Raw genomic sequence first — 26350 nt, 5'->3', positions numbered from 1 at the left:
CGAGCACCCCCAGCACCATCGCGCCGACGATCAGATAGGCGAAGCGTTTGTTCATGAAGGAGCCTTTGCGCACGCGGCGAACGCGCCGGGCGCCGCCTGGGCGTCCGTGAAGCGCGTGGATTTTGGGAAAGAAAAGGACAGCGGGCGCAGCGAGGCCGGCCCGGCGGTGTCGGGAGCGCTAAAGCGCGAAGATCAGGATGCGGCGGCCTTCTGCAGGCGCTCGTAGCGGCTCAGCAGCCGCTCCCAGGTGACGCGCTTGATCGGCTCGCCACGACGCAGCTTGGTCCAGGTCGTCTCGCTGATGCCGTAGACGTTGTTGAGGTGCTCGCGGGTGATGGCGGGCAGGCGGCTCTTCAATCGCTCGAAATGTTCGGCGGGGATCTGGATCACGTCCGGCATGGCGGTCCCGTAGCTCTGTTCAGGAGGCCGACATGAGCGGCCCGCATCTATCAAGACGCAGGCCATCGGCGTTTCCTCACGTCCGAAAGCAAAAATTTTTCCCGTTACCAATCCGTGACTTGGCTCTGCGGCAAAAAGTTGTCGGGAAGGTGTGGGTTCCGAAACAGGCTGCGTCTTGAGGATCGGAAGCGCGAGGGGCGCGACCCAATCCAAAGGGGATGCAAGTATGCGATCGAGGACCTTGAAGCGGATGATGGCCGGCGGCTGCGCGTATGGCGCGCTGATGCTCGGCGTCGCCCACGCCCAGGAGGCCGCCGCTCCCGAAGAGCCTCAGGCCGTCGAGGCCGTGGTCGTCACCGGCTCGCGCATCGCCCGCCAGGACTATGTGGCCAACAGCCCGATCCAGACCGTCGGCGCCGCCGCCATCGAGGCCACCGGCCAGGTGACGGTCGAGAAGGCCCTGTCGCAGATGCCGCAGTTCACCGGCTCGTTCGGCCAGGGCAACACCGGCTCGACCAGCACGGGCCTGAACGGCGGCCAGTCCTACGCCAGCCTTCGCGGCCTGGGCGCCAAGCGCACCCTGATCCTGCTCGACGGCCGCCGCCTGCAGCCGTCCAACCCCGACGGTTCGGTCGACCTCAACATCATCCCCGAAGCCCTGATCGAGAACGTCGAAGTCATCACCGGCGGCGCCTCCACCGCCTACGGCTCGGACGCCACCGCCGGCGTCGTCAACTTCAAGCTCAAGCGCAGCTTCAACGGCCTGACCGCCGACGCCCAGTACGGCATCTCCGAGAAGGGCGACGCCGAGTCGTTCCGCTTCTCGATCACCGGCGGCTCGGACTTCGCCGAGGGCAAGGGCCGGGCGGTGCTGTCGTTCGACTACACCAACCGTGACCGCGCCCTGCAGAGCGCCCGCGACTACTACATCTTCCGCACCTCGGCCCCGGGCCTGTCGACCATCCCGCAGGGTACGGTGCTGTTCGGCGCCAACCTGCCGACCCTGGCCTCGATCAACAGCCTGTTCCAGGGCAGCTACGGCACCGCCGCCCTGACCGGCAACGCCGCCGGCCGCTACACCGGCCAGATCGGCTTCAACACCGACCAGACCCTGTTCTCGACCTCGGGCGTGCCGGTCCTGAACTTCCGCGACCCGCAGACCGACAACGCCTACATCGTCAACGCCAACGCCGCCGGCACCTCGCAACAGGTGAACTTCGGCTACAACGGCAGCTCGATGCAGTCGGACCTCGACCGATATGCCGTCTTCGCCAAGGTCGACTACGACCTGACCGACAGCATCAAGTTCTTCTCCCAGTTCACCTTCACCGACTACGTCTCGGTGGGCGTCTCGAACCCGACCCTGGCCTCGAACGTCTACGGCCTGACCGTGCCGGTCACCAACCCGTTCGTCCCGACCGACTTCCGTCCGATCCTGGCCTCGCGCCCGACCCCGAACGCCGCCTTCACCTTCTACAAGGCGCTCGATATCCTGGGTCCGCGCGTCCAGAAGTATAGCTACGACGTCTTCCAGTTCACCAACGGCCTGTCGGGCGAGACCGGCTTCAAGGACTGGACCTGGGACGGCTACGTCTCGTTCAGCCGCGCCAAGTTCGACAACGAGCAGACCGGCGGCGCCAGCGCCAGCGCCATCTCGCGCCTGCTCAACAGCCCGACGGGCGGCACGGAATACTGCGCCGGCGGCTGGAATCCCTTCGGCAACCTGACGCCGTCGGCCGAGTGCGCGCGCTACATGTCGCGCCGCACCCTGAACCAGAACACCCTCGAGCAGCGCATGGTCGAGGTGAACGTGTCGGGTTCGCTGTTCGACCTGCCGGCCGGCACGGTGAAGTTCGCCGCCGGTACGGACTATCGCTCGAACGAATACACCTTCACCCCCGACAGCCAGCTGAACCAGCCCGACGGCACCAGCGACATCCTGGGCTACAGCGTGCTGCGCGACGCCGCCGGCTCGGTCGACACCTACGAGGTCTACGGCGAACTGCTGGTGCCGATCGTCAAGGACCTGCCCTTCGTGCAGGAGTTCAACCTCGACCTGGGCTACCGCTATTCCGACTACAGCTCGGTGGGCGGGGTGCAGACCTACAAGGCCGACTTCGACTGGAAGATCGTCGAGCCGGTCCGTCTGCGCGGCGGCTACAACCGCGCCATCCGCGCCCCGAGCGTCGGCGAGCTCTATGCGCCGGTCTCGACCGGTTCGGTGGCCATCGGCACGGCCTCGGCGACCACCACCAACGGCGATCCCTGCGACGTGCGCTCGTCGTGGCGGACGGGCGCCAACGCCGCGGCCGTGCGCAGCCTCTGCCTGGCGCAGGGCGTGCCGACCGCGATCATCGACAGCTACCAGCTGGGCACGGCCCAGGTGTTCGCCCTCACCGGCGGCAACCCGGACCTGCAGGAAGAAACCGCCGACACCTACTCGTTCGGCGCGGTGCTGCGCTCGCCGTTCGAGAACCCGCTGTTCAGCCGTCTGACGGCCTCGATCGACTGGTACGACATCAAGGTGAAGGACGCGATCGGCAGCCTGTCGATCGTCAACGCCTTCCAGTTCTGCTTCAACTCGGGCGGCTCCAACCCGACCTATGACGCCAGCAACTACTACTGCTCGCTGCTGACCCGCAACTCGGCCAGCGGCGTGCCGACCAACCCCGTCCAGCCGCTGCTGAACCTGGGCCAGTTCCAGACCACCGGCGTCGACGTGCAGGTCGACTGGAGCTTCGACTTCGCCGACAGCGCGCTCGACATGATCCCGGGCTCATTCGCCCTGAACGTGGCCCTGGGCTACACCGACAAGTTCAAGATCCAGAACCTGCCGGGCGCGCCGGTCTACGACTATGTCGGCACCATCGGCACGGGCGTGGAAAGCACCGCCGGCACGGCTCACCCGAAGTGGAAGTCGGTGACCTCGGGCACCTACACCTGGGGTCCGGCGAGCCTGGGCCTGCGCTGGCGCTGGATCGAGGCCATGGAGAACTCGGCCAAGGTCGTCACCCCGACCAGCACCTCGCGCGGCGTGAAGGCCTACAACGCCTTCGACCTCAACGGCCGCGTCGAGCTGCCTTGGGACACCGCCCTGCGCTTCGGCGTCAACAACCTGTTCGACAAGGCTCCGCCGCAGGTGGGCGACACCGAGGGCAACTACGACCCGCAGAACTACGACGTGCTCGGCCGCTCCTACTACGTGGGCATCCGCAAGCGCTTCTAGTCGAAGCTTGAAGCCAACCCGGGCGCGCTTCTCCCCCTTTGCGCGCCCGGCGCTCGCCGCCCAGTCAGCCCCGGCGGCGGCGAGGAAGGGCGCTGGTCTTGGCGGACCGGCGCCCTTTTCGCGTTCAGTGGATCAGCAGTCCCGCCGCGGCCGCCACAAGCCCGCCGGCCCCCAGGGCCAGGGCCCCGAGGATCGGCCAGGGCGAGACGGGCGCCGGCGGGTCCCAGCTGGTGATCTCGGCGTCGACGGCGCGGACGGCCTCGAAGGCGTCACGGCGGCGCGGATGGGCCACCCAGGTCTCGAACTCCTCGCGGTCGCCTTGCCCGGCGTCCGGCGAGCGCAGGCGCTCGAGCCAGGCGGCGGCTTCGCGGAGGTCGTCTTCGGTTCGGGTCATGCACACACTCCTGACTGCGATCATGCGGGCTGGTGTTGCGTGCGTGTTTCGCGTGGGATGGCTCGGGATATCGCCCGACGCCTCCGACCCTCCGCTCCCAAAACAGATGCGCCATCAGGCTGCGGCGGCGGTTTCGTCAAACCGCAACCTTGCCGCAACACTGCCGAAACCGAGAGCCGCCATGCCCCGGCTTCAATTGGCTAGGCGCGTGGGGCGTGCTCATGGATTTCCTGGAGCAGACAAGGTTTCACAGCGGCGTTTGCGACGAACTGGAGGCCGCCATGGCCGCCGGCCAGAGCGTCGACGCCGCCGCCGTGCGGGCCGAGCGGACCTGCGCCGCCGGCCAGTGGCTGCACGGCGAGGGCCACCGGCTCATGCCCGGCAGCCACCTGCATCTGCACTGCCTGGAGGCGCATCGCGACTTCCACCGCATCGCCGGCCAGGTGGCCGACCAGATCAATCGCGGCGCGGTCGCCGACGCGCGCCGCGCGATCCGCAACGGCGGGGCGCTGGCCGGCGCCAAGGCCGAACTCGCCGCCGCCCTCCGCAAGCTGCGCATCGCGATGGAAGCCCCGGCGGGCTAGGGGGCGAAACCTCGTCCTGCGACAGGCTCAGGATGAGGTTTTTCATCGTTGGCGCCTGAACTGGTCCTCTTCCTGAGCTTGTCGAAGGACGAGGACCCCACTGCGTCCAGCTTCTACTTGGCCTCCACCCCCGTCCAGCCGCCGCCGATCGCCTGGACCAGCGCCACGGCCGCGGTCTGGCGCGACACGCGGGCGCTGGCCAGGTCGCGACGGGCCGACAGGGCCGAGGCCTGGGCGGTGACGACGTCGGTATAGGCCACCTGGCCGGCGCGATACTGGTTCAGCAGCATCTGCTCGGTCTGGTCGGCGGCCTTGGAGGCGGTTTCCAGGAGGGCGTACTGGCGCCCGAGCACCCGCACCGCCGTCAGCTGGTTCTCGACGTCCTGGAAGGCGGTCAGCGCGGTCTGGCGGTAGTTGGCGGCGGCCGCGTCGTACGAGGCGCGGGCCTGGGCGACCTGGGCCTTGCGGGCGCCGGCGTCGAACAGGGTCTGGGCCGCCGACAGCCCCAGCGACCAGGTGTTGGCAGAGGCCGAGAAGAGGTCGCCCAAGACACTGGCGGTCGAACTGCCCGAACCGCTGAGGGTGAAGGTTGGGAAGTAGGCTGCGCGGGCCACGCCGATCTGGGCGTTGGCGGCGGCCACGCGACGCTCGGCGGCGGCGACGTCGGGGCGGCGCTCCAGCAGGGCCGAGGGCAGGCCGACGGGGATCTCCGGCACGGCGGCGGTCCAGTTCGGATCGGCGGCGACGCGGAAGCTGCTGGCCGGTTGGCCGACCAGCACGGCGATGGCGTTCTCGTAGGTGGCGCGGGTCTGGGTCAGGCCCTCCAGGCTGGACTGGGCGTTGGCCAGGGTGGTCTGGGCCTGCAGCACGTCCGAGCGCGGGGCGATGCCGGCGTCGTAGCGGTTCTGGGTGATCTTCAGGGCGCGCTGGTAGCCGTCGACCGTGGCCTGGACGAGGGCGATCTCGATGTCGCTCTGGCGCAGGCCCAGATAGCTTACCGCCAATTCTCCCTGGGCCGACAGCTGGGCGGCGGCCAGGTCGGCGGCGCTGGCCTGGGCGCTGGCGTTGGCGTTGCCGATCGAGGCGCGGATGCGGCCCCAGACGTCGGGCTCCCAGCTGGCGCCGATGCTGGCGGCATAGCGCTTGGTGTCGCCCGAACTGGTGGCCCCGCCCGCGCCCGGCGCGCTGCTGGTCCCGCCGCCGCCCGAGCGCGTGCCCGAACCCGACAGGTCGATGCTGGGGAACAGCGAGGCGCGCTGCTCCTTCACCAGGGCGCGGGCCTGGCGATAGGCGGCCTCGGCGGCGGCGATGGTCTGGTTGTCCACCTTCACCCGCTCGGCCAGGGCGTTCAGCTGGGCGTCGCCCAGCAGGGTCCACCAGTCGCCGCGATCCAGGTGGTCGGACGGCGTGGCGGCCTTCCAGCCATCCATCGCCTTCCAAGTGGCGGGCGTCGGCGAGGAAAGCTTGGGCGTCTCGTAGGCCGGCGTCGTCGAGCAGGCCGCAATGAGGGCGACGAGGGGCAGGGCGGTCAGGAAGCGGGCGGTCATCGGGCGGGCTCCGGCGGGGCGGGCATGTGGGTCAGGTCGCGCTCGTCCTTGCGCCGCTTGCCGCGCAGGCGGTCCATGTAGACGTAGACGACCGGGGTGGTGATGAGGGTCAGCAGCTGGCTGGCGATCAGGCCGCCGATGATGGTGATGCCAAGCGGCCGGCGCAGCTCGGCGCCTTCGCCAAAGCCGATGGCCAGGGGCAGGGCGCCCAGGGCCGCGGCCAGGGTGGTCATCAGGATCGGGCGGAAACGCAGGAGGCTGGCCTCGCGCACCGCCTCGATCGCCGTCAGGCCCCGGCCGCGCTGGGCCTCCAGGGCGAAGTCGATAATCAGGATGGCGTTCTTCTTGACGATGCCCAGCAGCAGGAACACCCCGATCAGGGCGATGATCGAGAACTCCATGCCAAACAGCAGGAGGGCCAGCACCGCCCCGACGCCGGCGGCCGGCAGGGTCGACAGCACCGTCACCGGGTGGACGTAGCTCTCGTAGAGGATGCCCAGCACAATGTAGATCGCCACGATGGCCGCCGCGATCAGGAACGGCTGCTGCTTCATCTGCTCGTTGTAGCTGCGGGCGCTGCCCTGGAAGCTGCCGCGCACGCTGGTCGGCAGGCCGATGTCGGCCTCGGCCTGGGTGATGGCGGCCTGGGCCTGGGACAGCGACACCCCGTCGGGCAGGTTGAACGATACGGTGGTCGCCAGTTCGCCGTTCTGGTGGTTGACGCTGGTCGGGGTGGCGTTCTGGCTCACGCTGGCGATGGCCGTCAGCGGCGTCATCGGCGTGGCCGAGGTGTTCAGCGTCGAGCCGGTCGAGGCGTCGCGCTGCGAGGGATTGACCGACGCCCCGCTGGTGCTGGCCGCCGTGGTCGTCCCGCTGGTCGAGGTCGGCACATAGACGTCGTTCAGCGCCTCGGGGCCCTGGGCGAACTTCTGGTCCCACTCCAGGATCACGCCGTACTGGTTGACGTCCTCGTAGATGGTGCCGACCTGGCGCTGGCCGAAGGCGTTGTAGAGCGCGTTGTCCACCGCCCGAGGCGTGACCCCCATGCGCGAGGCGCTGTCGCGGTCGATCGTCACCAGGGTCTCGACGCCGTTTTCCGACTGGTCGCTGTCGACGTCGGTCATGACGTCGGAGTGTTCCTTCATCGCCCCGGCCAGCTTCGGCGCCCATTCCTTCAGGGCGGCGCTGGAGTCGCTGGTCAGAGTGTATTGGTAGGTCGAATTGCTCGACCGGCCGCCCATGCGCACGTCCTGCACGGGGTTGAGGAAGATCGACAGGCCGGTGACCTTCTGCAGCTGCGGCCGCAGGCGGGCGATGACGGCGCTGCCCTTCTCGTTGCGCTCCTTCATCGGTTTCAGATTGACGAACATGAAGCCGCCGCCCGCGCGATTGCCGCCGGTGAAGCCGACCACGGTGTCGACGGCGGGGTCCTTGCGGATGATGTCGACCACGGTCCGCAGCTTGGCCTGCATGGCCTGGGACGAGACGCTTTCGTCGGCGCGCATGCCGGCCATCAGCTGGCCACTGTCCTGCTGCGGGAAGAAGCCCTTGGGCACGGCGATGTAGAGCCAGACGGTCATGCCGATGACGGCGACCAGCACGACCATCACCAGCGGCTTGGCGTGCAGGGCCCAGTCCAGCGTGTGGGCGTAGGTCGACTGGATCCTGTCGAACATCCGCTCGAAGAAGCGGGCGATGGGCCCTTCCTTGTGGCCTTCGGGGCGCGCCTTGAGCAGGTAGGCGCACATCATCGGCGTGGTCGTCAGGCTGATGACCAGCGAGATCAGCACCGCCGCCGACAGGGTGACGGCGAACTCGCGGAAAAGGCGCCCCACCTGGCCGCCCATGAACAGCAGGGGGATGAACACCGCCACCAGCGAGACGCTGATCGACAGCACGGTGAAGCCGACTTCGCGCGCCCCCAGCACGGCGGCCCTGAAGCGGTCCATGCCCGCCTCGATGTGGCGCTGGGTGTTCTCGAGCACCACGATGGCGTCGTCGACCACGAAGCCGGTCGCCACCGTGATGGCCATCAGGGAGAGATTGTTCAGCGAGAAGCCCATCAGGTACATCACGCCGAAGGTGCCCAGCAGCGAGACGATGGTCGCCGCCGTCGGGATGAAGGTCGCCCGGGCGCTGCGCAGGAAGGCGCTGACCACCAGCACCACCAGCACGATCGAGATCAGCAGGGTGACCTCGATCTCGTGCAGCGAGGCGCGGATCGAGTTGGTGCTGTCGCTGGCCACCTGCACCTTGATGTCGGCGGGCAGCTGTTCGCGCAGCTCGGGCAGGGCGGCGCGCACGCTGTCGACGGTCTGGATGATGTTGGCGCCCGGCTGGCGGGTGATCAGCACGATGATGGCCGGCTTGCCGTTGAACAGGCCCAGGGTGCGAGTGTCGGCGACGCTGTCGGTGACGCTGGCCACGTCCGACAGCTTGACGCCCGCGTCGCCCCGCCAGGCGACCAGCAGGCCGGCATAGTCGGCCGCCTTGCGGCCGCTGCTGGAGGTGTAGATCTGGAAGCGCTTGCCGTCGCCCTCGACCGCGCCCTTGGGGCGGTTGGCGTTGGCCGACTGGATGGCCGCGCGCACGTCCTCCAGGCTGACCCCGTACTTGTTGAGCAGGAACGGATTGACCGAGATCCGCACGGCCGGCAGCGAGCCGCCGCCGATCTCGACGTCGCCCACGCCCTGCACCTGCGAGACGCGCTGCGAGACGATGTTGGACACCGCGTCGTAGATCTGGCCGGGGGTCTTGGTGTCGGATGTCAGGGCCAGGATGATCACCGGCGAGTCCGACGGGTTCATCTTGCGATAGGTCGGGTTGCTGCGCAGCGTGGCGGGCAGGTCGGCGCGGGCGGCGTTGATGGCCGCCTGCACCTCGCGGGCGGCGCCGTCGATCTTGCGGTTGAGGTCGAACTGCAGGGTCACCCGGGACGAGCCCGACGAGCTTTGCGAGGTCATCTCGTTGACGCCGGAGATCACGCCCAGGCGCCGTTCCAGCGGCGTGGCCACGCTGGAGGCCATGGTCTCGGGGCTGGCGCCCGACAGGCTGGCCGACACCGAGATGGTCGGATAGTCCACCTCCGGCAGCGGCGAGACCGGCAGCACGAAGAAGGCGAAGACGCCGGCCAGGGCCAGGCCGATGGTCAAGAGGACCGTGGCCACCGGTCGGCGGATGAAGGGCGCCGACAGGTTCATGACGGCAGCCCCGGCAGCGGCTGGTCGACGCGATCCTCGTCGCGGCGCTTCCTGCCCGAGGGCGCGATGCGGTCGAAGGCGAGGTAGACGACGGGCGTCGTGAACATGGTCAGGAGCTGGCTGACCAAGAGGCCGCCGAAGATGGCGATGCCCAGCGGACGGCGCAGTTCGGCGCCTTCGCCAAAGCCCAGCATCAGCGGCACGGCGGCGAACAGGGCCGCCAGCGTAGTCATCAGGATCGGGCGGAAGCGCAGGATGGCGGCCTGGAAGATGGCCTCCTCCGGCGACTTGCCCTCGTTGCGCTCGGCCTCGATGGCGAAGTCGATCATCATGATCGCGTTCTTCTTGACGATGCCGATCAGGAGGATGATGCCGATGATCCCGATCACGCCCAGGTCATGGCCGGTCAGCCACAGGGCCAGCAGGGCGCCGACGCCGGCCGAGGGCAGGGTCGACAGGATGGTCAGCGGGTGGATGTAGCTCTCGTAGAGCACGCCCAGCACGATGTAGACGCAGACCACGGCCGCCAGGATCAGCCACAGCTGGTTGGACAGCGAGTTCTCGTAGGCCCCGGCGGCGCCCAGGAAGGTGTGGGTCACCGACGAGGGCATGGCGATGTCCTTCATCGCTGCGCGGATCTCGTCGACGGCGTGGCCCAGCGAGACGCCCGGCGCGGTGTCGAAGCCGATGGTGGTGGCCGGGAACTGGGCCACGTGGGTCACCTGCAGCGGCGACTGCTGCTCCTTGATGGTCGAGAAGGCCGCCAGCGGCGCAGGCGACCCGCCGCCGGTGCGCAGGTTCAGGTTCCCCAGCGACGCCGGGTCGGTCAGCAGGCCGGGCTTGGCCTCCAGGATCACGCGGTACTGGTTGGTCTCGGTGAAGATCGTCGAGACGATCCGCTGGCCAAAGGCGCTGTAGAGAGCGTCGTCGACGTCCGAGGCGGTGATCGAAAGCCTCGCGGCTGTGTCGCGGTCGATATCGATATAGGCCGCAGCCCCGGTGGCCGAGGCGTCGCTGTAGATGTTGCGCACGGCCTTCACGCTGGCCAGCTTCTCGGACAGCTTGCCGGCCCATTCCTTGACGGTGGCGGTGTCGGCGCCTTCCAGCGACAGGCGGTACTGGGTCGGACCGCTCTCGGCGTCGATGGTCAGGTCCTGGGTGGGCTGGAGATAGAGGGTGACGCCCGGCACGCCGGCCACGCGCTCGCGCAGCCGCTGCATGATCTTCTCCTGCGAGCCCTTGCGGTCGCCCTTCAGGTTGATCTGCATCTGGCCGGTGTGGAGCATGCTGTTGTTGGCCCCGTCGACGCCGATGAACGACGCCACGCTGGCCACGGCCGGGTCCTCGAGGATCGCCGCGGCCGCCTGCTGCTGCAGGCCGGCCATGCGCTCGTACGACACCGACTGCTCGACCTCGGTGCGGGCCTGCAACTGGCCGGTGTCCTGGGTCGGGAACAGGCCCTTGGGGATGACCATGTAGAGCACGCCGGTCAGCACCAGGGTGGCGACGGCGACGACCAGGGTGGCCTTCTGGCGGGCCATGACCCAGGCGAGCGCGGTCTCGTAGCGGGCCTCGATACGCTCGAAGACCTGCTGGGCCTTGCGGCCGACGCGGCCCGGCTTGTCTTCCTCGTGGCTCTTCAGCCAGCGGGCCGACAGCATCGGCGTCAGGGTCAGGGACACCACGGCCGAGATCAGGATGGTGATGGCCAGGCTGACGGCGAACTCGCGGAAGAGGCGCCCCACCACGTCGCCCATGAACAGCAGCGGGATCAGCACCGCGATCAGCGAGATGGTCAGCGAGATGATGGTGAAGCCGATCTCGCGCGCGCCCTTCAGGGCGGCCTGCATCGGTTTCTCGCCCTTCTCCATGTGGCGGATGATGTTCTCGATCATCACGATGGCGTCGTCGACGACGAAGCCGGTGGCGATGGTCAGGGCCATCAGGGAGAGGTTGTTGAGCGAGTAGCCCAGCAGGTACATCACCCCGCACGAGCCGATCAGCGAGATCGGCACGGCCAGGCTGGCGATGATCGTCGCCCGCATGGAGTGCAGGAAGAAGAAGATCACCAGCACGACCATCACCACGGCAAGGATCAGCTCCAGCTCCACGTGGTGGACCGAGGCGCGGATGCCGGTGGTGCGGTCGGCCAGCACCTCGACCTTCAGAGTGGCGGGCAGGCCGGCCTGAAGCTCGGGCAACTTGGCCTTGATGGCGTCGACGGTCTTGATGACGTTGGCGCCGGGCTGGCGCTGGACGTTGACGATGATCGCCGGGGTCTTGCCGGCCCAGGCGCCCAGGCGGGTGTTCTCGGCGCTCTGCACGACGCTGGCCACGTCGCGGATGCGGATCGGGGCCTCGTTCTTGTAGGTGACGATCAGATTCAGATAGTCGTCGACCGTCAGCAGCTGGTCGTTGGCGTTGATGGTGTAGGTGCGGGTGGGGCCGTCGAAGCTGCCCTTGGCGCTGTTGGCGTTGGAGTTGTCGATGGCGCTCTGCAGTTCGGCCAGGGTCAGGCCGTATGAGGCCATGGCCTGGGTGTCGGCCTGGATGCGGATCGCCGGCTTCTGGCCGCCGCTCAAGCTGACCAGGCCCACGCCCGAGACCTGGCTGATCTTCTGGGCCAGGCGCGTGTTGACGAGGTTCTGCACTTCGGTCAGCGGCAGGGTGTCGGACGTGATCGACAGGGTCAGCACCGGCGCGTCGGCCGGGTTGACCTTGGCGTAGACCGGCGGAGCGGGCAGGTCGGCCGGCAGCAGCGAGTTGGCCGCGTTCATCGCCGCCTGCACTTCCTGCTCGGCGACGTCGAGGGTTTCACCCAGGTTGAACTGCAGGGTGATGACGCTGGCCCCGGCCGTGCTGACCGAGCTCATGCGCGCAAGCCCCGACATCTCGCCCAGCTGGCGTTCCAACGGGGCGGTGACGGTCTGGCTCATCACCTCGGGGCTGGCCCCCGGATAGAGCGTCTGCACCTGGATGGTGGGATAGTCGACCTGCGGCAGGGCCGACAGCGGCAGCAGCCTGAAGCCGACCAGGCCGGCCAGCACGATGGCCGCCATGAACAGGGCCGTGGCGACCGGCCGCTGGATGAAGGGGCGCGAGGGGTTCATCGACCGTCCGCCGGCTTACTCGGGACGCCGGCGGCCTTCACCGCCGCCAGGAGGCGCGCCTTCCGGACGCTTGCCGCGCTGACCCTTCTCGCCGCGCTGGCCGCCCTGGCGCTGGGCGGCCTGGCCCGGCAGCTGCACCTTGCCGCCCTCGGTCAGGCGGTCGCCGCCCTCGGTTATGACCTTGTCGCCGACGGCGAGGCCTTGCGTGATCGCCACCTGGGTGGTGGTCGACTGGCCGGTCGTGACCTTGGTCTTGGTGACGGTCTGGTCGTCCTTCAGCTTCCAGACGAAGGCGCCGTCCGAGCCCTGGCGCACGGCGGTGGCCGGCACGACCACGGCGTCCTTTAGGGTGTCGAGCTGGATGCGGACATTGACGAACTGGCTGGGGAACAGCTTGCCGCCGGTGTTGGGGAAGCGGGCCTTGCCCTTCACGGTGCCGGTGCCGGTGTCCACGAGGTTGTCGAGCGTCGAGAACGTGCCCTGGTCCAGGGTGTTGGTGCGGGTGCGGTCCAGCACCGTGACGGGCAGGGTGGCTCCGCCGAACACCCGCTGCGAGATCCGCGGCACGTCGTCCTGCGGGACGGTGAATTCCACGTCGATCGGCGACAGGGTGGTGATCACCGCAACCCCGCTGGCGTCGCCCGAGGCGACGTAGTTGCCGACATCGACGACGCGCAGGCCCACGCGGCCGCTGACCGGGGCGGTGATGCGCGAGAAGCCGACATTGAGCCGGGCCGTGCCGACCGCGGCCCGGTCGCTCATCACCGTGCCTTCCATCTGCTTGACCGTGGCGGCCTGGGTGTCGACCTCCTGGCGGGCGATGGAGTCCTGCTCCAGCAGGGTCTGGTAGCGCTTGAGGGTCAGGCGGGCGACGGCCAGCTGGGCCTCGTCGCGGGTCAGGTTGCCCTGCGCCTCCATCAGCGCCATCTGGAACTGCCGCTGGTCGATCTGCACCAGGGTCTGGCCGGCCTGGACCATCTGGCCCTCGCGGAACAGCACCTGGGTGATGACGCCCGAGACCTGCGGCTTGACGGTGACGGTCGCCGCTGGCGTGACGGTGCCCAGCGCCTCGACCACCACCGGCAGGTCTGTCTTGGCCGCCGTCGCCACCGCCACGGTGCTGGCCGGGCCGCGACGACCGCCGCCGCCCGGGCCGCCGGGACCGCCGGGGCCGCCCGGACCCGTGTCGCCGCCGCCGCCGTTCAGTAGCGTCCAGGCCAGGACGCCCACGCCCGCCAGGGCGGCCAGGGCGACGGCGCCGCCGATGATCCGCGCCCGGCGGCTGGGCTTGCGGACGGCGAGGGACGGGCGGGGATCGGTCATGGACGGCCTCTGGGCGCGGACTGGCGGCGACGAAGATGGTCGAAAACGCCGTCGTCCCTGGAGGACCCCGGCGGAAGCTTAAGCGATGCACGAAAAGTCGGGTCGCCGACCCTGGCGACCCGACGCTCAAGCTAAACTGCTAGAGGCGGCATTTGATCCATCGGCCGCCCTGGCCGCGATACGCGTCGCGCTTGACGTCGTAGGAGCGGTACTTGGCCTTGCAGGCGCGCACGTGGCGCTGTTGCTTGGTTTCCTTGCCCGGCTTGGCCTGCTCGTGGCGCGGCGCCGGCGTGTCGTGACGGTCGTGGCCCTGGGCGAGCACGGGGGTGGACAGGGCGAGGGCGCCGAGGGCGAGCGCGGTGACGACGACTTTCATGTCGATCTCCAGTGTATTGGGATCGACTGGCTAACAACGTCACGTCGCGACGATGTTGCGGCTTTGAAACGGCTTTCGGCGAACTTGCAACACGCCGTGGCGGGAGTTGGGCAGGCGTGCGGAAACCCTCTCTCAAAGAGAGAGGGATCTACCCCCGGATCAGCGCCTCGCGCTCGGCGGGCGTCAGGGGGCGCCAGCGGCCTTCGGGCAGGTCGCCCAGCTCGATCGGGCCGACGCGGTGGCGAAACAGGTCGATGACGTCCAGTTCGACGAGATCGCACATCCGGCGGATCTGGCGGTTGCGGCCTTCGGTCAGCACGAAGCGCAGGGTCTCCTGGCCCAGGCGGTCGACGACGGCGCGCTTGAGCTTGCGGCCGTCGAGTTCGAGGCCGTGGCGCAGCCAGTCGATCTTCTCGCGGGTCAGTTCGCCGCGAACGCGGACGCGGTACTCCTTCTCCAGCGTCGACTCCGGGCCGATCACCGCCTTGGCCACCACGCCGTCCTCCGAGAGGATCAGCAGACCGCGCGAGTCCATATCCAGCCGCCCCACCGGCGCCAGCTTGCTGTCGCGGCCGGGCACGGGGCCGGGCTGGCCGAACTGGGCGGCCTTGGTCAAAAGGCGCACGGCCGGGATCTGCTCGCCCTCGGGCTGGGACGAGACGATGCCCACCGGCTTGTGGATCATCACCGTCATGGCCGCGCCGAGCTTGGCGGTCGCGCCGTCGTTCAGCACCAGGGTCTGGCCGGGCTGGATCTTGCGGCCGGCGTCTTCCACCACCTCGCCGTCGATCGTCACCAGGCCCTGGCCGATCAGGGCCTCGGCCTCGCGGCGCGAGCAGACCCCGCTCTGGGCCAGCCACTTGTTGACGCGCTGAGGCTCGGCCTCGTCGTAGGTGCGGGTCCAGGCCATGGGATCAGTCGGCTTTCGGGGGATAGGCGTGGGTCTGGCCGCGCGGGTCTTCGACCGCGCCGTCGTCCAGATAGTTGGGACCGATCGGAACCTTGCCGTGGCCGTCGGGGATGTCGAGCACGTAGGTCGGCTGGCACAGGCCCGAGAACCGGCCGCGGATGGCCTTCATCAGCGCCCGGCCTTCCTCGACCGAGGTGCGCAGGTGGCTGGTGCCAGGCGCCAGGTCGCTCTGGTGCAGATAGTAGGGCTTCACCCGCGTCTCGACGAGCGCCCGCATCAGCGCGCCCAGGCTTTCGGGATCGTCGTTGACGCCCTTCAAGAGCACGGTCTGGCCGATCATCGGCACGCCCGCGTCGACCAGGCGCGCGCAGGCGGCGCGGGCGGCGGGGGTCAGTTCGCGGGCATGGTTGGCGTGCAGGGCGACATAGACCGCCTTGGAGCCCCGCTTCAGCGCCGCCACCAGTTCGGGCGTCACCGCCGCTGGATCCACGGAAGGAATACGCGTGTGGAAGCGCACGACCTTGACGTGCTCGACCGCTTCCAGCCGGTCCATCAGGTCGGCGATGCGGCGCGGCGACAGCACGAACGGGTCGCCGCCGGTGACGATCACCTCCCAGATCTGCGGGCGGGCGGCGACATAGGCGAAGGCCTCGTCCAGCTCGTCCGGCGACAGGGTCTTGAGGCCCTCGGGGCCGACCATCTCGCGCCGGAAGCAGAACCGGCAATAGACCGCGCAGGTATGGGTGGGTTTCAGCAGCACGCGGTCGGGATAGCGGTGGACGATCCCCTCGACCGGGCTGTGGGCGAAGTCGCCGATCGGGTCTTCGGACTCGGCGGGCAGGGTCGTCAGTTCGGCCTCGTCGGCCACGAACTGGCGCGCGATCGGATCGAACGGATCGGCCTCGTCGATCAGCTGCGCCATGTCGGGCGTGATGGCCACCGCGTACTGGGCGGCCACGCGCTCCAGCGCCGGCAGGCGGTCGGCGGCGACGAGTCCGGCGTCGGCCAGCGCGCTGGCGCTGCGAAGGGTCTTCTTGGCGGCGATCATGATCGCTGCGGGATATGCGCCGAACGGGCGAGGTTGGCAAATGCGGCGCCTCGCCCCGGCCCTCCGGTCAGGGTCCCGGCGTCCAGTCCGCGCCGGGGATGGTGTTGACCATCCAGGGAATGCCGAACCGGTCGGTCAGGCTGCCGTAGCCGGGCGACCAGAAGGTGGGCGCGAACGGCATGCCGACCTTGCCGCCTTCGGACAGGGCCTCGAACACCCGCCTGGCCTCGGCGGCGTCCTCGGTATGGAAGGTGACGTCAAAGCCGTTCTTGGGCTTGTCGATATTGGGAGCGAACTCGGGCGGCATGTCGGCGCCCATCAGCGACTGGTCGCCGACGTCGAGCCAGGCGTGCATCAGCCAGTCCTTGTATTTCGGATCGACCGGCATGTCGGGCGGGCCCTCGCCGAACGGAAAGGCCGAGGTGACCTTGCCGCCAAGCACCTTGGCGTAGAAATCGAAGGCCTGGCGGCATTCGCCTTGGAAGCTCAGGCTGGTGACGATCTTCATGGCGGATCTCCCATGTTCCGCTGCTGATATGCGGACCATAGGACGTTCGAGCCCGGCCGGAACCGACAATCCGCCGAGAAAAATCGTACAGTCGGCGTCGATCGCTCGTTCAGACCTCGGCCACCGGGACCCACAGCACCTCGTCGATGCGCCGCGCGCCCGTGGCCAGCAGCGCCAGGCGGTCGAAGCCCAGGGCCGAGCCCGCCGAGGCCGGCATGTGCTCCAGCGCCGCCAGGAAGTCCTCGTCGATGGGATAGCGCTCGCCATAGACGCGCTGTTTCTCGTCCATCTCGGCGATAAACCGGCGGCGCTGCTCGGCCGCGTCGGTCAGTTCGCCAAACGCGTTGGCCAGCTCCACCCCGCAGGCATAGAGCTCGAAGCGCTCGGCCACGCGCGGGTCGCCGGGCTTGGGCCGCGCCAGGGCGGCCTCGGCCGTGGGGTACTCGCATAGTATCGTGGGGCGGCCGATGCCGAGGTTGGGCTCGACCTTCTCGACGATCACACGGCTGAAGACGTCGGCCCAGGTGTCGTCGTCCGAGACCCGGACCCCGGCCGTCATGGCAGAGGCCGCCAGGGAGCCGCGATCGGTCTGGCCGCCCTCGCCGAGGCTGGCCAGCAGGTCGACGCCCGCGTGGCGCATGAAGGCGTCGGCCACCGTCAGCCGCTCGGGCGCGGCGAAGGGATCGCAGTCCAGGCCCCGGAAGCTGAACAGCTTCGTCCCCGCCGTCTCCGCCGCCAGCGCCAGCAGGGCCGCGCAGTCGTCCATCAGGGTCTCGTAGGGCTCGCCGACCCGGTACCACTCCAGCATCGTGAATTCCGGATGGTGCAGCGGCCCGCGTTCCCTGTTCCGCCACACCTTGCCCAGGCTGAAGATCCGCTGCTCGCCTGCGGCCAACAGCTTCTTGCAGGCGAACTCGGGCGAGGTGTGCAGGTGCATCTCGGCGCGCTGGCCCGTCAGGCTGATCGCTTGCGTCGAGAAGGCGTGCAGGTGCGCCTCGTTGCCGGGCGAGACCTGGAGGCAGGCCGCGTCGATCTCCAGGAAGTCGCGCTGGGCGAACCAGCTCCGCACCGCCGCCGTGATCCGGTTGCGGGCCAGCAGGAACGGACGACGGTCCTGGTGCTTGCCGGGGCTCCACCAGGGAGAAGGAGAGGGGGCTGACACTTTGGCTCTCGGCGGCTCGAAACGACGGAAGGGCTGGCGATCTAGCCCCGTTCGCTATAGAGGGGCACACGGATTCATCTGCAATATACGCGCGCGCGGTCAACGCGCCGTCGCCCGATCTTCGAGGACTCTCACGTGAAGGTAGCCGCCAGCTCGCTCCGCAAGGGCGCCGTCGTCGACATGGAAGGCAAGCTCTATGTCGTCCTGACCGTCGACAACATCCACCCGGGCAAGGGCACCCCGGTGACCCAGCTCAACATGCGCCGCATCAGCGACGGCGTTAAGGTGTCGGAACGCTACCGCACCACCGAGCAGGTCGAGCGCGCCTTCGTCGACCAGCGCAACCACACCTTCCTGTACCAGGACGGCGAGGGCTTCCACTTCATGAACCCGGAAAGCTACGACCAGCTCGTGGCCACCGAGGACGTGATCGGCGACGCCGCGCCCTACCTGCAGGAAAACATGACGGTCCAGCTGTCGACCCACAACGACGTGCCGATCGCCATCGAACTGCCGCGCACCGTGGTCCTCGAGATCGTCGAGACCGAACCGTCGGTGAAGGGCCAGACCGCTTCGTCGTCCTACAAGCCGGCCGTGCTCAGCAACGGCGTCAAGACGACCGTTCCGCCGTACATCACCGTCGGCACCCGCGTGATCATCCTGACGGAAGACAACAGCTATCAGGAACGCGCCAAGGACTGATCGTCCTTCGACAGCGTCTGAACACAGATGATCCCGGCGACCGCGAGGCCGCCGGGATTTTTCTTGGGCGCTACTCGGCCGCCGCGACCTGGGGCGGGGCGAGGCGCGACAGGGCCTCGGCCACGCCCGCGCCATAGGCCGGATCGGCTTTCGTGCAGTTGGCGATATGCCGCTGCTGGATGTCGGCGGTGGCGCCGCCCAGCGAGCGGGCGGTGTTGTCGAACAGGGCCTGCCGCTGCCCAGCGTCCATCAGCCGGAAGAGGTCGCCCGGCTGCTGGTAGTGGTCGTCGTCGACGCGGTGGTCCCAGTGGGCGGCGGCGCCCTCGATGGCCAGCGGCGGTTCGGCCATGTGCGGATGGTCGATCCATTCGCCGCGGCTGTTGGGCCAGTAGGTCGGGGTGGCGCCGAGATTGCCGTCGACCCGCATCGCCCCGTCGCGGTGATAGCTGTGATAGGGGCACTTGGGCGCGTTCACCGGGATGTGCACGTGGTTCACCCCAAGGCGATAGCGCTGGGCGTCGCCGTACGAAAACAGGCGCGCCTGCAGCATCTTGTCGGGCGAGAAGCCGATCCCCGGCACGATGTTGGCCGGCGTGAACGCCGCCTGCTCGACCTCGGCGAAGACGTTCTGGGGATTGCGGTTCAACTCGAGCACGCCGGCCTCGATCAGCGGGAACTCGCCCTTGGGCCAGACCTTGGTCAGGTCGAAGGGATTGAAGCGGAAGGCCTTGGCTTCCGCGTCGGTCATGATCTGCACGTAGAGGGTCCAGCGGGGGAACTCGCCGCGCTCGATGGCCTCGAAGAGGTCGCGCTGGCTGCTCTCGCGGTCCTTGCCGACCAGGACCTCGGCCTCGCCGTCGGTCAGGTTCTCGATCGGCTGCTGGCTGCGGAAGTGGAACTTCACCCAAACCCGCTCGTTTGCCGCGTCGATGAAGCTGAAGGTGTGGCTGCCGAAGCCGTGCATGTGGCGATAGCCGCGCGGCAGGCCGCGCTCGCTCATCACGATCGTCACCTGGTGCAGGGCCTCAGGCAGCAGGGTCCAGAAGTCCCAGTTGTTCTGGGCGCTGCGCATGCCGGTGCGCGGGTCGCGCTTAACCGCGTGGTTGAGGTCGGGGAAGCGCAGCGGGTCGCGGAAGAAGAACACCGGGGTGTTGTTGCCCACCAGGTCCCAGTTGCCTTCCTCGGTGTAGAACTTCACCGCGAAGCCGCGGATGTCACGCTCGGCGTCGGCCGCCCCGCGCTCGCCGGCCACGGTCGAGAAGCGCAGGAACACCGGCGTCTCCTTGCCCACCTCCGAGAACAGCCTGGCCTTGGTGAAGCGGGTGACGTCGCCGGTCACCGTGAAGGTCCCGTAGGCGCCCGAGCCCTTGGCGTGCATGCGGCGCTCGGGGATCACCTCGCGGTCGAAATGGGCCAGCTTCTCCAGCAGCCAGATGTCCTGCAGCAGGGCGGGGCCGCGGGGCCCGGCGGTCTCGATATTGACGTTGTCATGGACGGGCGCGCCGTTGGCGCGGGAAAAACGGGCGTCCGACATGGCGGCCTCCGACGGTGTTGCGTAGCGGCAAGACTCGCCGATGGCCCTGGTTGCGGGCTTGAACGATCGCGTCGTTCAGAAGGTGCAAGTCGCACCCCCTCCGGCCCTCCGGGCCACCTCCCCCTTTGGGGGAGCTGTCGGCGAAGCCGACTGAGGGGGTCACAAAATTCGCCGCCTCACTCTTGACCTGGTGTTACGTAATAACATTTAAGTCGCCTCGACCGTTCGCATCCGGAGTACCCCATGGCTCGCCACAACCACCTGCAACGGGGTCTCGACGGCGCTGCGATCGGCCTTTCGGGCCTGTGCCTGGTGCACTGCCTGGCCCTGCCGGCCATGGCCGCCCTGTTGCCGCTGGCCGCGAACCTGTCGCATGCCGAGTGGCTGCACCCGCTGTTCCTGGCCATGGCCGCGCCGGTCTCGGTCTTCGCCCTGGCGCGCTCGGGCAACTGGCGGCGTCCTGGCATGGTGGCCCTGGCGGTCGCCGGCCTGTCGCTGATGGCGGCCGGCGCCTTCGTGCCGATGGCCGACTGGGCCGAAGCCGCCCTGACCAGCCTGGGCGGTCTGGCCCTGGCCGGCGTCCACCTGCTGAACGCCCGCATCTGCTCCTGCGCCGAGCAGGCGGAACTGGAGCCGGCGGCTTAAGGGACAAGCGCGCTTTCGCAACGGTCGAGGCTGGGCTATCGTCGCAACCGACAAGACAGTCGCGAGGTCCGCCCATGAAGTCCGCGTCTCTCATCGCATTGGCCGCACTGGCCCTCGGCTCCGCGCCGGCCATGGCCGACAATGGCCAGGTCTTCGACTACGCCGCCCAGCAGCGGGCCTATTCCAGCGCGCTGCCGCGCGACAACGCCCGCCAGTGCTTCAACGGGGCGTTCATCGCCGGCGCCAACCGCTCGGGCGACAAGACGGTCTATGTCCAGTCCATCCAGGGCATCTACCGCCTGCGCCTGGCCAGCGACTGTGATGGCCTGAACGCCGCCGAGAAGATCAATGTTCGCTCGAGCGGCAGCGACGTGGTCTGCCCAGGCGAAACGGCTGACGTCGTGGCCAAGACCTCCGCCGGCCCGCAGCATTGCCGCGTGGCCGAGGTGCGCCGCCTGAGCGCCGACGAAGTCACGGCGCTGTCCAAGGCCAGCCGACGCTAGACGGCCTCACCGCTCGTCGAGGAACGCCGCCACCCAGAAGAACGGCGCGTTCCAGTTCACCGCCACCTCGTTCTGGGTGAAGGCGTCGATGCTGTCGGTCCAGCAGGTCTGGGCCGCGCACTTGCCTTCCATCTGCTTGGCGACCTCGTCGCTGAAGGCGGTGTTGTTGGGCCCGCCCGAGATCACGCCGGGCGGCGGGGCGGGGTACTTGCCCTTGCCCACCCAGAGGCGGTGGTGCGGATGCTTCATCGGCCGAGCGCCCCAGCCCGTCACATAGGACTGGTCCAGCGGGTTGCGGCCCAGCACGTAGTCCATGGCGTCGGCGGCGGCCTGGCGATAGGCGGCCTTGCCGGTGAAGTCGTAGGCCAGGCCCAGGATCATGGCGCGGTTCATGACCACGCCGTTCGAGCCCCAGACATAGCGCGCTCCTGCGTCCGGCAGGCGGTAGCCGGCCTGCAGGTCCTCGGCGGCGTACCTGTCGGCGGCGGCGACCACGCCGGCGCGGGCGGCGTCGCGCACCGGCGCCGGAACCTTGTCAGACAGCGCCAGCGAGATCACCCCCAGCGTCGAGGTCGAGCCCCAGCCCGGCGCCTCTGCCGGCTTGCCGGCGGTCGGCCTGTAGGGCGAGGCCTGCACGACCTCGCCGTAAGACGCTTCTCCCGTGGTCGCCCAAAGCTCGGCCGCGGCCCAGAACAGTTCGTCCGACAACTCGCCGTCGCCATAACCACCCCCGCCGTTGAACTGGCTATGGGCGTAGACTTCCGGGTTGCGCCGCGCCGCGTCGAAGGCGCTGCGGGCCACCTTCAGGCAGCGGGCCGAGAAGGCCGGGTCGACGTCCTTCCACACTCGCGCGCACTGGGCGGCGACGGCGGCCAGGTTCAGGGTCGCGCCGGTGGTCGGGTGGAACAGGTAGCGCGGCGCCGGGTCCTCGTGCGGGGCGGTCGGCACGCCGGTCCAATAGGCGTCGGTCAGCTTCTGGTGGGCCATGCCCGAGGCGTCGACCTCGGTGAGCGCCAGTTGTCCCTGACCCTGCTTGCCGATCGGCAGGGCCATGGTGGTTCCCGGCGGAACCTGCATGCGCAGCAGGAACTCCAGCTCCCAGCGGGCCTCGTCCAGCAGGTCGGAGACGCCGTTGCCGGCCTCGGGGATGCGCTGGGCGCCGTCGGCGAAGTCGGGCGTCTTGCCTCGGGCGGTCAGCCGCTCGTGATAGTTCACCAGCGTCCAGACGGCGATGCCGCCGTTGACCACGTACTTGCCGTGGTCGCCGGCGTCGTACCAGCCCTTGCTGCCGTTCAGTTCGTAGCCGCAGCCGGCCCAGACCTGGCCGCGCTGGTCCTGGCCGTTGAAGCAGGTGGCGCGGTCGGGCGCGTGGGCGGCCGGACGCGCCAGCTTGGGATCGTCGCCGTTCCTGGCCTCGATCGCGACGCCGCTGCGGTTCTGGTAGAAGAAGGCGAGAGCGTCGCGCTTGAGCCGCGCATAGGGGTGGGCGTCGATCGCGAACGGCCGGCTGGCCCGCTGGCCGACCTTCAGCCGATAGCCGTAGCCGGCCGGGGCGGCCGAGAAATCGATCTGGTGCAGGCTTTCGCCCGAGGCCGCGTCGGGGCCGACCACGCGGGTCTGGCCCTTGGCGACGACCCGGCCGTCCTTGTCTTCCAGGGTCCAGGCCAGGGGCGTCGTCGAGGTTTCCGGCAGCACCGCCAGCTTGCCTGCGCTTTCCAGTACGCCGACCTGGTTCAGGCGGATCGGCGCGATCGGTTCGGCCGCGAGGCTGGGCGAGGCGAGGGCGGCCATGGCGGTCGCCGCCAGCAGGGCGGGCATCGAACGGTGCGGCAAGGGCTTCCTCCGGGACGCGAAACAGATGGGCGTCTTTTCGCGCCCCGGCGAGACCCTAGGCGATATCTGACAGCGTTGTCACGCGTCGGTGTGGCGCGGCGGGCCCGGACGAGCCGAGCCTGGGCGAGCCGAGCCCGCCGTCGACCCTAGTAGCCCACGAACGGCAGCGAGGAGTGGTGGACGATGATCCGCAGCGCGCCCCGCTCGTCCTTCTTGAACACCCAGGTCTTGTCGACCACGGTCGGATTGCCGTCGGCGTCGCGCAACTCCAGTCGGCCCATGGTGCTGGCGACCGCGCCGTTGATCTGGATGCCGACCGGCTTGTAGGTCACGCTGCGCCACGGCAGCAGGGCGAAACCGTCGTCATAGGGATAGGCTTTGTCGTGACCGACGAAATAGGCCAGGGCGCCGACCTTGGTCGTGCGGAAGGTCTGCGGCTGGCGGGTCAGGGTCGGCTTGAACAGCACCGGGCCCAGTTGATAGCCATAGGCCTTGTCGATGAAGTCGCTGGCGACGGCCTTGGCCTTCTCGAAGTTGTTCTCGTTGCCGTCATAGGCGATCGAGATCGACACCAGGCCCTTGCCCCAGGCCTCGGTTGCGGCGATCACCTCGGCCTCCGAGACGCGCGGGGTTATCGGCTGGGCGAGGCCGGAGGCGGGCGAGGCCGCGACGGCGGCCAGGGCGGCCGCGCAGGCGATCAGGGAGCGGCGGGTGGTCAAGGTCATCGGGTCGTACCTCCGTGGAAAAGCGGCGGCCGACATGGACCGCGCGCGATGGGCTGGACGCGGACGCGGACTGGCTACTGGGTCTTTCGGGCGCGAAGGGCGCCTTCGAAGACAGGCTGGCGCCGTGGGGAGCACGGCCGCGCCGCCCGTCCGGGAACGGGCGCGCCCGCGCCGGCGTGACAGGGTGGTCGCCCCCCGAAGGCTCCGCCGGCACCTTCGGGAGAATTCATCAATTTTGCAATCTATGAATGTATTGTGCGCGGATGCACCCAGCCTCCCGCCGTCAGGCCTCTGGGCTGCTCATCCGCAGCCAGCGCACGTCGAGCTCGCCGTCCAGGTAATCGGCGCGGTCGGCCAGGAAGCTGACGATGCAGGGCTCGTCGAAGTGTTTCAGCAGTGCGGCGCGGTCGCTCCAGGCTTCGTAGAAGACGAAGAGGTCGCGGTCGGCGCGGTCGCGATGCACGTGATAGGCCACGCAGCCGGCCTCCTGGCGCGTCGGCGCGACCAGCGACACCAGCCGCGCTTCCAGCTGGTCGGCCATGCCGGGACGGGCGCGGGCCGTGCCGACCAGGGCGTAGGGCCCGGTCTCGCCGGCGTCGGGCAGGGGCGGGCCGAAGGGAGTGTTGGACATGCTGGTCCTCATAGGTATGGATATGTCCTTACCTAAAGCTCTTTGAAGGTATGGATCAATCCTTACCTTTGTCATGGATGTCCGATGCCCGACGCCGAAGGCCACCCCAAACCCGAGGAAATGCAGCTGGGCGCGCTGCTGGCCGCCCTGGCCGACCCGCTGCGCCGCCGCGTGATCGCCGAACTGGTGCGCAGCGCACCGCTGACCGAGCGCACCTGCGTCTCCTTCGGCCTGCCGGTCAGCAAGGCCTCGCTGACCCATCATTTCCGGGTGCTGCGCGAGGCGGGCCTGATCCGCCAGGTCGACCGGGGCAACAGCCGCGCCGCCCAGCTGCGCCACGACGAGATCGAGGCCCGCTTTCCGGGCCTGCTGGCCCTGGTCGCGGCCGAGGATCAGCCCCTCTAGACACCGGTGTCTTTCCCGCTACGACAGGGGGCAACGAGACAAGAGGGAGGCGGCCGGATGATCGATCGTCGCGCGATGATGCTGCTGGCCGGCGCGAGCCTGGCCGCCGGTCCGGCCCTGGCCCAATCTGGGAGAGAGGACGGGGATGCGGCGCTGAGGACCCTGCTGGACGGCTTCGCCAAGGGCGGAACCGCCGCCGACAAGCTGAAGGCGCTGGCCGCTCTCGATCCCCTTGCGCTGTCGCCCAAGGCCCGCCTCGACTACGACGCCGTGCGCATCGCCACCCAGGCCGAGACCGAGCTCGTCCGCCGCTTCCCGTTCGGCGCGGGCGTCGCCGGTCCCTATGTCGTCACCACCCGCTCGGGCGCCTGGCAGAAGGCCTCGGAGGCCTGGGGCGACGCCGCGCCCGCGATGGTCGCGCGCATCCAGGCCGAGACCGATCGGATCCGCAAGGACGCCGCAGCCGGAGTCGTCCCGCCCGCTTTCCTGATCGATCGCCTGGACAAGGCCCTGGTCGAGGCGCGGTCGAAGGCATCGCCGTCGGTGGGGGGCGCGCTGAACGGCCAGCGTAATGCGCTGCTGGCCCTGAAGCCCCGCGCGGGCGCCTCGGCCGGCGTCCGCTTCAAGGATCGCGAGGCCTATTACGCCGCCATGCTGAAGACCCAGCTGGGCGCGCCCATGGCCCCAGTCGATGCCTGTCGGCGGCTGGACGAGGCCATCAAGGGCCTGCACGCCCGCGCCGACGTCCTGCTGAAGGCCCAGGGCCTGACCCAGGGCGGGGTGGGCGAGCGCCTGCGGGCGCTGATGGCCGACGAGCGCTTCCTGTATTCCGACGACGACGCCGGCCGCGATCGCGCCATTGCCGACATGGCGCCGTGGCTGGCCAAGGCGCGCGCGCGCCTGCCCCTGGCCTTCGGAAACCTGCCCGGCGCCGTCGACGCGGTGTCGGTGCGCCGCATGTCGCCCGCTGACGAGGCCGCCGGCCGTCAGGGTTATCGCGACCTGCCCTCGGCGGACGGTAGGAAGCCCGGCGCCTACTATGTCGACCTCAAGCGCATCCGTGACCGGCCAAGCTGGAGCCTGCCGGCGGTGGTGCATCACGAGGTGCTGCCCGGCCACATGCTGCAGATCCCCAAGGAAGAGCTGTCGGGCGCCCATCCATACCGCTCGCGCGTGGCGTGCCCTGCGGCGATGGAGGGCTGGGCTGTCTATGCCGAGCACCTGGCCTGGGAGACGGGCGCCTTCGACGGCGAGCCCCTGGCCGAGATCGGCGGCCTCTACTGGATCCTGTTCCGCGCCGCCCGCGCCCGCATGGACATCGGCGTCCATCTGGAGGGCTGGACGCCCGAGCGGGCTATGGCCTTCCTGGCCGACGTGCAGGGCGCGCCGGTGATCTTCGCGCCGTTCGCCCAGGAGGTCGAACGCGCCGCCATCGCCCCGGGCGCGGCTGCGGCGCAGGGGATCTACTGGCTGGAACTGGCGCGGCTGCGTCGCGCGTGGGGCGGGACCCTGCGGGAGTTCCACGGCCGGGTGCTGGACCGCGGGACGCTGCCACTGGCGATGCTTTGACGCCGCTGGCCCCCTG

Annotated in this window: 23 protein-coding genes; 8 read left to right on the top strand and 15 right to left on the bottom strand. The window is 69.2% G+C overall.

What is annotated here, in order from left to right; genetic code table 11:
• Nucleotides 1-226, top strand: a 226-nt coding sequence (locus ACODR1_RS22530; protein WP_488882433.1) for a hypothetical protein, incomplete at its 5' end; no start/stop codon positions are given.
• Here ACODR1_RS22530 and ACODR1_RS22525 read toward each other — a convergent pair.
• Nucleotides 193-399 carry a hypothetical protein gene (locus ACODR1_RS22525; protein WP_058346819.1) on the bottom strand — a complete coding sequence of 69 codons (207 nt, stop codon included), beginning with the start codon at nt 397-399 and terminating at the stop codon, nt 193-195. The genes ACODR1_RS22530 and ACODR1_RS22525 overlap by 34 nt on opposite strands.
• A gap of 226 nt (nt 400-625) precedes the next feature.
• Here ACODR1_RS22525 and ACODR1_RS22520 point away from each other — a divergent pair, with 226 nt between their 5' ends.
• A complete protein-coding gene (locus tag ACODR1_RS22520) occupies nt 626-3625 on the top strand; it encodes a TonB-dependent receptor domain-containing protein (protein WP_488882432.1) in 3000 nt (999 codons plus the stop codon).
• Nucleotides 3626-3749: 124 nt separating this feature from the next.
• Here ACODR1_RS22520 and ACODR1_RS22515 read toward each other — a convergent pair whose 3' ends face one another.
• Nucleotides 3750-4019, bottom strand: coding sequence for a FecR/PupR family sigma factor regulator (locus ACODR1_RS22515; RefSeq protein ID WP_488882431.1), 270 nt, complete (start codon nt 4017-4019; stop codon nt 3750-3752).
• A 215-nt stretch (nt 4020-4234) separates the two neighbouring features.
• Between ACODR1_RS22515 and ACODR1_RS22510 the strand changes: the two genes are divergently transcribed.
• Nucleotides 4235-4603 carry a CZB domain-containing protein gene (locus ACODR1_RS22510; RefSeq protein ID WP_488882430.1) on the top strand — a complete coding sequence of 123 codons (369 nt, stop codon included), beginning with the start codon at nt 4235-4237 and terminating at the stop codon, nt 4601-4603.
• Nucleotides 4604-4716: 113 nt separating this feature from the next.
• On the opposite strand, the gene ACODR1_RS22505 is transcribed toward ACODR1_RS22510, so the two are convergent.
• The 9 genes from ACODR1_RS22505 to epmA all read right to left on the bottom strand — a co-directional run bounded on the left by ACODR1_RS22505 (nt 4717) and on the right by epmA (nt 17787).
• Nucleotides 4717-6150 carry an efflux transporter outer membrane subunit gene (locus ACODR1_RS22505; RefSeq protein WP_488882429.1) on the bottom strand — a complete coding sequence of 478 codons (1434 nt, stop codon included), beginning with the start codon at nt 6148-6150 and terminating at the stop codon, nt 4717-4719.
• Nucleotides 6147-9350, bottom strand: coding sequence for an efflux RND transporter permease subunit (locus tag ACODR1_RS22500; protein WP_488882428.1), 3204 nt, complete (start codon nt 9348-9350; stop codon nt 6147-6149). The genes ACODR1_RS22505 and ACODR1_RS22500 overlap by 4 nt, the downstream gene beginning before the upstream one ends.
• The gene (locus ACODR1_RS22495; RefSeq protein WP_488882427.1) at nt 9347-12460 is read right to left on the bottom strand and encodes a multidrug efflux RND transporter permease subunit; all 3114 of its coding nucleotides are present in this window, start codon (nt 12458-12460) and stop codon (nt 9347-9349) included. The genes ACODR1_RS22500 and ACODR1_RS22495 overlap by 4 nt, the downstream gene beginning before the upstream one ends.
• 15 nt (nt 12461-12475) lie before the next feature.
• Complete coding sequence (locus ACODR1_RS22490) at nt 12476-13783, bottom strand: efflux RND transporter periplasmic adaptor subunit (protein ID WP_488882426.1); 1308 nt, start codon at nt 13781-13783, stop codon at nt 12476-12478.
• Between the two features lie 139 nt (nt 13784-13922).
• Nucleotides 13923-14159: a BA14K family protein gene (locus ACODR1_RS22485; RefSeq protein ID WP_277796285.1), complete on the bottom strand. Its 237-nt coding sequence runs from the start codon at nt 14157-14159 to the stop codon at nt 13923-13925.
• Nucleotides 14160-14307: 148 nt separating this feature from the next.
• Nucleotides 14308-15069 carry a pseudouridine synthase gene (locus tag ACODR1_RS22480; RefSeq protein WP_488882425.1) on the bottom strand — a complete coding sequence of 254 codons (762 nt, stop codon included), beginning with the start codon at nt 15067-15069 and terminating at the stop codon, nt 14308-14310.
• Nucleotides 15070-15073: 4 nt separating this feature from the next.
• Nucleotides 15074-16117 (bottom strand): lysine-2,3-aminomutase-like protein, encoded by a 1044-nt coding sequence (locus tag ACODR1_RS22475; protein ID WP_488882424.1) that lies wholly within the window; start codon nt 16115-16117, stop codon nt 15074-15076.
• A gap of 67 nt (nt 16118-16184) precedes the next feature.
• Nucleotides 16185-16625: a VOC family protein gene (locus ACODR1_RS22470; RefSeq protein ID WP_488882423.1), complete on the bottom strand. Its 441-nt coding sequence runs from the start codon at nt 16623-16625 to the stop codon at nt 16185-16187.
• Between the two features lie 109 nt (nt 16626-16734).
• On the bottom strand, nt 16735-17787 hold the full coding sequence (gene epmA / locus ACODR1_RS22465) for an EF-P lysine aminoacylase EpmA (protein ID WP_488882422.1): 1053 nt from the start codon (nt 17785-17787) through the stop codon (nt 16735-16737).
• Between the two features lie 135 nt (nt 17788-17922).
• Between epmA and efp the strand changes: the two genes are divergently transcribed.
• Complete coding sequence (efp, locus tag ACODR1_RS22460) at nt 17923-18489, top strand: elongation factor P (RefSeq protein ID WP_101719796.1); 567 nt, start codon at nt 17923-17925, stop codon at nt 18487-18489.
• 70 nt (nt 18490-18559) lie between these two features.
• Here the strand turns inward: efp and ACODR1_RS22455 are convergent, their stop codons facing one another.
• On the bottom strand, nt 18560-20023 hold the full coding sequence (locus ACODR1_RS22455; protein ID WP_488882421.1) for a catalase: 1464 nt from the start codon (nt 20021-20023) through the stop codon (nt 18560-18562).
• A gap of 243 nt (nt 20024-20266) precedes the next feature.
• Here ACODR1_RS22455 and ACODR1_RS22450 point away from each other — a divergent pair, with 243 nt between their 5' ends.
• Both ACODR1_RS22450 and ACODR1_RS22445 read left to right on the top strand, forming a co-directional pair.
• Entirely contained in the window at nt 20267-20668 is a 402-nt protein-coding gene (locus ACODR1_RS22450) for a MerC domain-containing protein (protein ID WP_488882420.1), read from the top strand.
• Between the two features lie 74 nt (nt 20669-20742).
• Nucleotides 20743-21171, top strand: coding sequence for a DUF6491 family protein (locus tag ACODR1_RS22445; RefSeq protein WP_488882419.1), 429 nt, complete (start codon nt 20743-20745; stop codon nt 21169-21171).
• Between the two features lie 6 nt (nt 21172-21177).
• Here the strand turns inward: ACODR1_RS22445 and ACODR1_RS22440 are convergent, their stop codons facing one another.
• The 3 genes from ACODR1_RS22440 to ACODR1_RS22430 form a co-directional block, all read right to left on the bottom strand.
• Complete coding sequence (locus ACODR1_RS22440; protein WP_488882418.1) at nt 21178-23004, bottom strand: glycoside hydrolase family 9 protein; 1827 nt, start codon at nt 23002-23004, stop codon at nt 21178-21180.
• 146 nt (nt 23005-23150) lie between these two features.
• A complete protein-coding gene (locus ACODR1_RS22435; protein ID WP_488882417.1) occupies nt 23151-23729 on the bottom strand; it encodes a hypothetical protein in 579 nt (192 codons plus the stop codon).
• Between the two features lie 283 nt (nt 23730-24012).
• Nucleotides 24013-24360 (bottom strand): putative quinol monooxygenase, encoded by a 348-nt coding sequence (locus ACODR1_RS22430; RefSeq protein WP_488882416.1) that lies wholly within the window; start codon nt 24358-24360, stop codon nt 24013-24015.
• An 84-nt stretch (nt 24361-24444) separates the two neighbouring features.
• On the opposite strand from ACODR1_RS22430, the gene ACODR1_RS22425 reads away from it, so the two are divergent.
• Nucleotides 24445-24765: an ArsR/SmtB family transcription factor gene (locus ACODR1_RS22425; RefSeq protein ID WP_488882415.1), complete on the top strand. Its 321-nt coding sequence runs from the start codon at nt 24445-24447 to the stop codon at nt 24763-24765.
• Between the two features lie 57 nt (nt 24766-24822).
• Complete coding sequence (locus ACODR1_RS22420; protein ID WP_488882414.1) at nt 24823-26334, top strand: DUF885 domain-containing protein; 1512 nt, start codon at nt 24823-24825, stop codon at nt 26332-26334.
• Nucleotides 26335-26350 lie beyond the last annotated feature (16 nt).

It is taken from the genome of Caulobacter sp. FG7, from assembly GCF_057808875.1.
This window is presented reverse-complemented; position numbering and strand designations above follow the sequence as displayed.

What these genes read in the sequence shown, in the direction of transcription:
- ACODR1_RS22435 (WP_488882417.1), bottom strand. Translation starts at nt 23,729, where the DNA reads ATGACCTTGACCACCCGCCGCTCCCTGATCGCCTGCGCGGCCGCCCTG.
- ACODR1_RS22505 (WP_488882429.1), bottom strand. Translation starts at nt 6,150, where the DNA reads ATGACCGCCCGCTTCCTGACCGCCCTGCCCCTCGTCGCCCTCATTGCG.
- ACODR1_RS22430 (WP_488882416.1), bottom strand. Translation starts at nt 24,360, where the DNA reads ATGTCCAACACTCCCTTCGGCCCGCCCCTGCCCGACGCCGGCGAGACC.
- ACODR1_RS22445 (WP_488882419.1), top strand. Translation starts at nt 20,743, where the DNA reads ATGAAGTCCGCGTCTCTCATCGCATTGGCCGCACTGGCCCTCGGCTCC.
- ACODR1_RS22525 (WP_058346819.1), bottom strand. Translation starts at nt 399, where the DNA reads ATGCCGGACGTGATCCAGATCCCCGCCGAACATTTCGAGCGATTGAAG.
- ACODR1_RS22475 (WP_488882424.1), bottom strand. Translation starts at nt 16,117, where the DNA reads ATGATCGCCGCCAAGAAGACCCTTCGCAGCGCCAGCGCGCTGGCCGAC.
- ACODR1_RS22420 (WP_488882414.1), top strand. Translation starts at nt 24,823, where the DNA reads ATGATCGATCGTCGCGCGATGATGCTGCTGGCCGGCGCGAGCCTGGCC.
- ACODR1_RS22490 (WP_488882426.1), bottom strand. Translation starts at nt 13,783, where the DNA reads ATGACCGATCCCCGCCCGTCCCTCGCCGTCCGCAAGCCCAGCCGCCGG.
- ACODR1_RS22480 (WP_488882425.1), bottom strand. Translation starts at nt 15,069, where the DNA reads ATGGCCTGGACCCGCACCTACGACGAGGCCGAGCCTCAGCGCGTCAAC.
- ACODR1_RS22515 (WP_488882431.1), bottom strand. Translation starts at nt 4,019, where the DNA reads ATGACCCGAACCGAAGACGACCTCCGCGAAGCCGCCGCCTGGCTCGAG.
- ACODR1_RS22495 (WP_488882427.1), bottom strand. Translation starts at nt 12,460, where the DNA reads ATGAACCCCTCGCGCCCCTTCATCCAGCGGCCGGTCGCCACGGCCCTG.
- ACODR1_RS22485 (WP_277796285.1), bottom strand. Translation starts at nt 14,159, where the DNA reads ATGAAAGTCGTCGTCACCGCGCTCGCCCTCGGCGCCCTCGCCCTGTCC.
- ACODR1_RS22455 (WP_488882421.1), bottom strand. Translation starts at nt 20,023, where the DNA reads ATGTCGGACGCCCGTTTTTCCCGCGCCAACGGCGCGCCCGTCCATGAC.
- ACODR1_RS22450 (WP_488882420.1), top strand. Translation starts at nt 20,267, where the DNA reads ATGGCTCGCCACAACCACCTGCAACGGGGTCTCGACGGCGCTGCGATC.
- ACODR1_RS22470 (WP_488882423.1), bottom strand. Translation starts at nt 16,625, where the DNA reads ATGAAGATCGTCACCAGCCTGAGCTTCCAAGGCGAATGCCGCCAGGCC.
- ACODR1_RS22520 (WP_488882432.1), top strand. Translation starts at nt 626, where the DNA reads ATGCGATCGAGGACCTTGAAGCGGATGATGGCCGGCGGCTGCGCGTAT.
- ACODR1_RS22500 (WP_488882428.1), bottom strand. Translation starts at nt 9,350, where the DNA reads ATGAACCTGTCGGCGCCCTTCATCCGCCGACCGGTGGCCACGGTCCTC.
- ACODR1_RS22425 (WP_488882415.1), top strand. Translation starts at nt 24,445, where the DNA reads ATGCCCGACGCCGAAGGCCACCCCAAACCCGAGGAAATGCAGCTGGGC.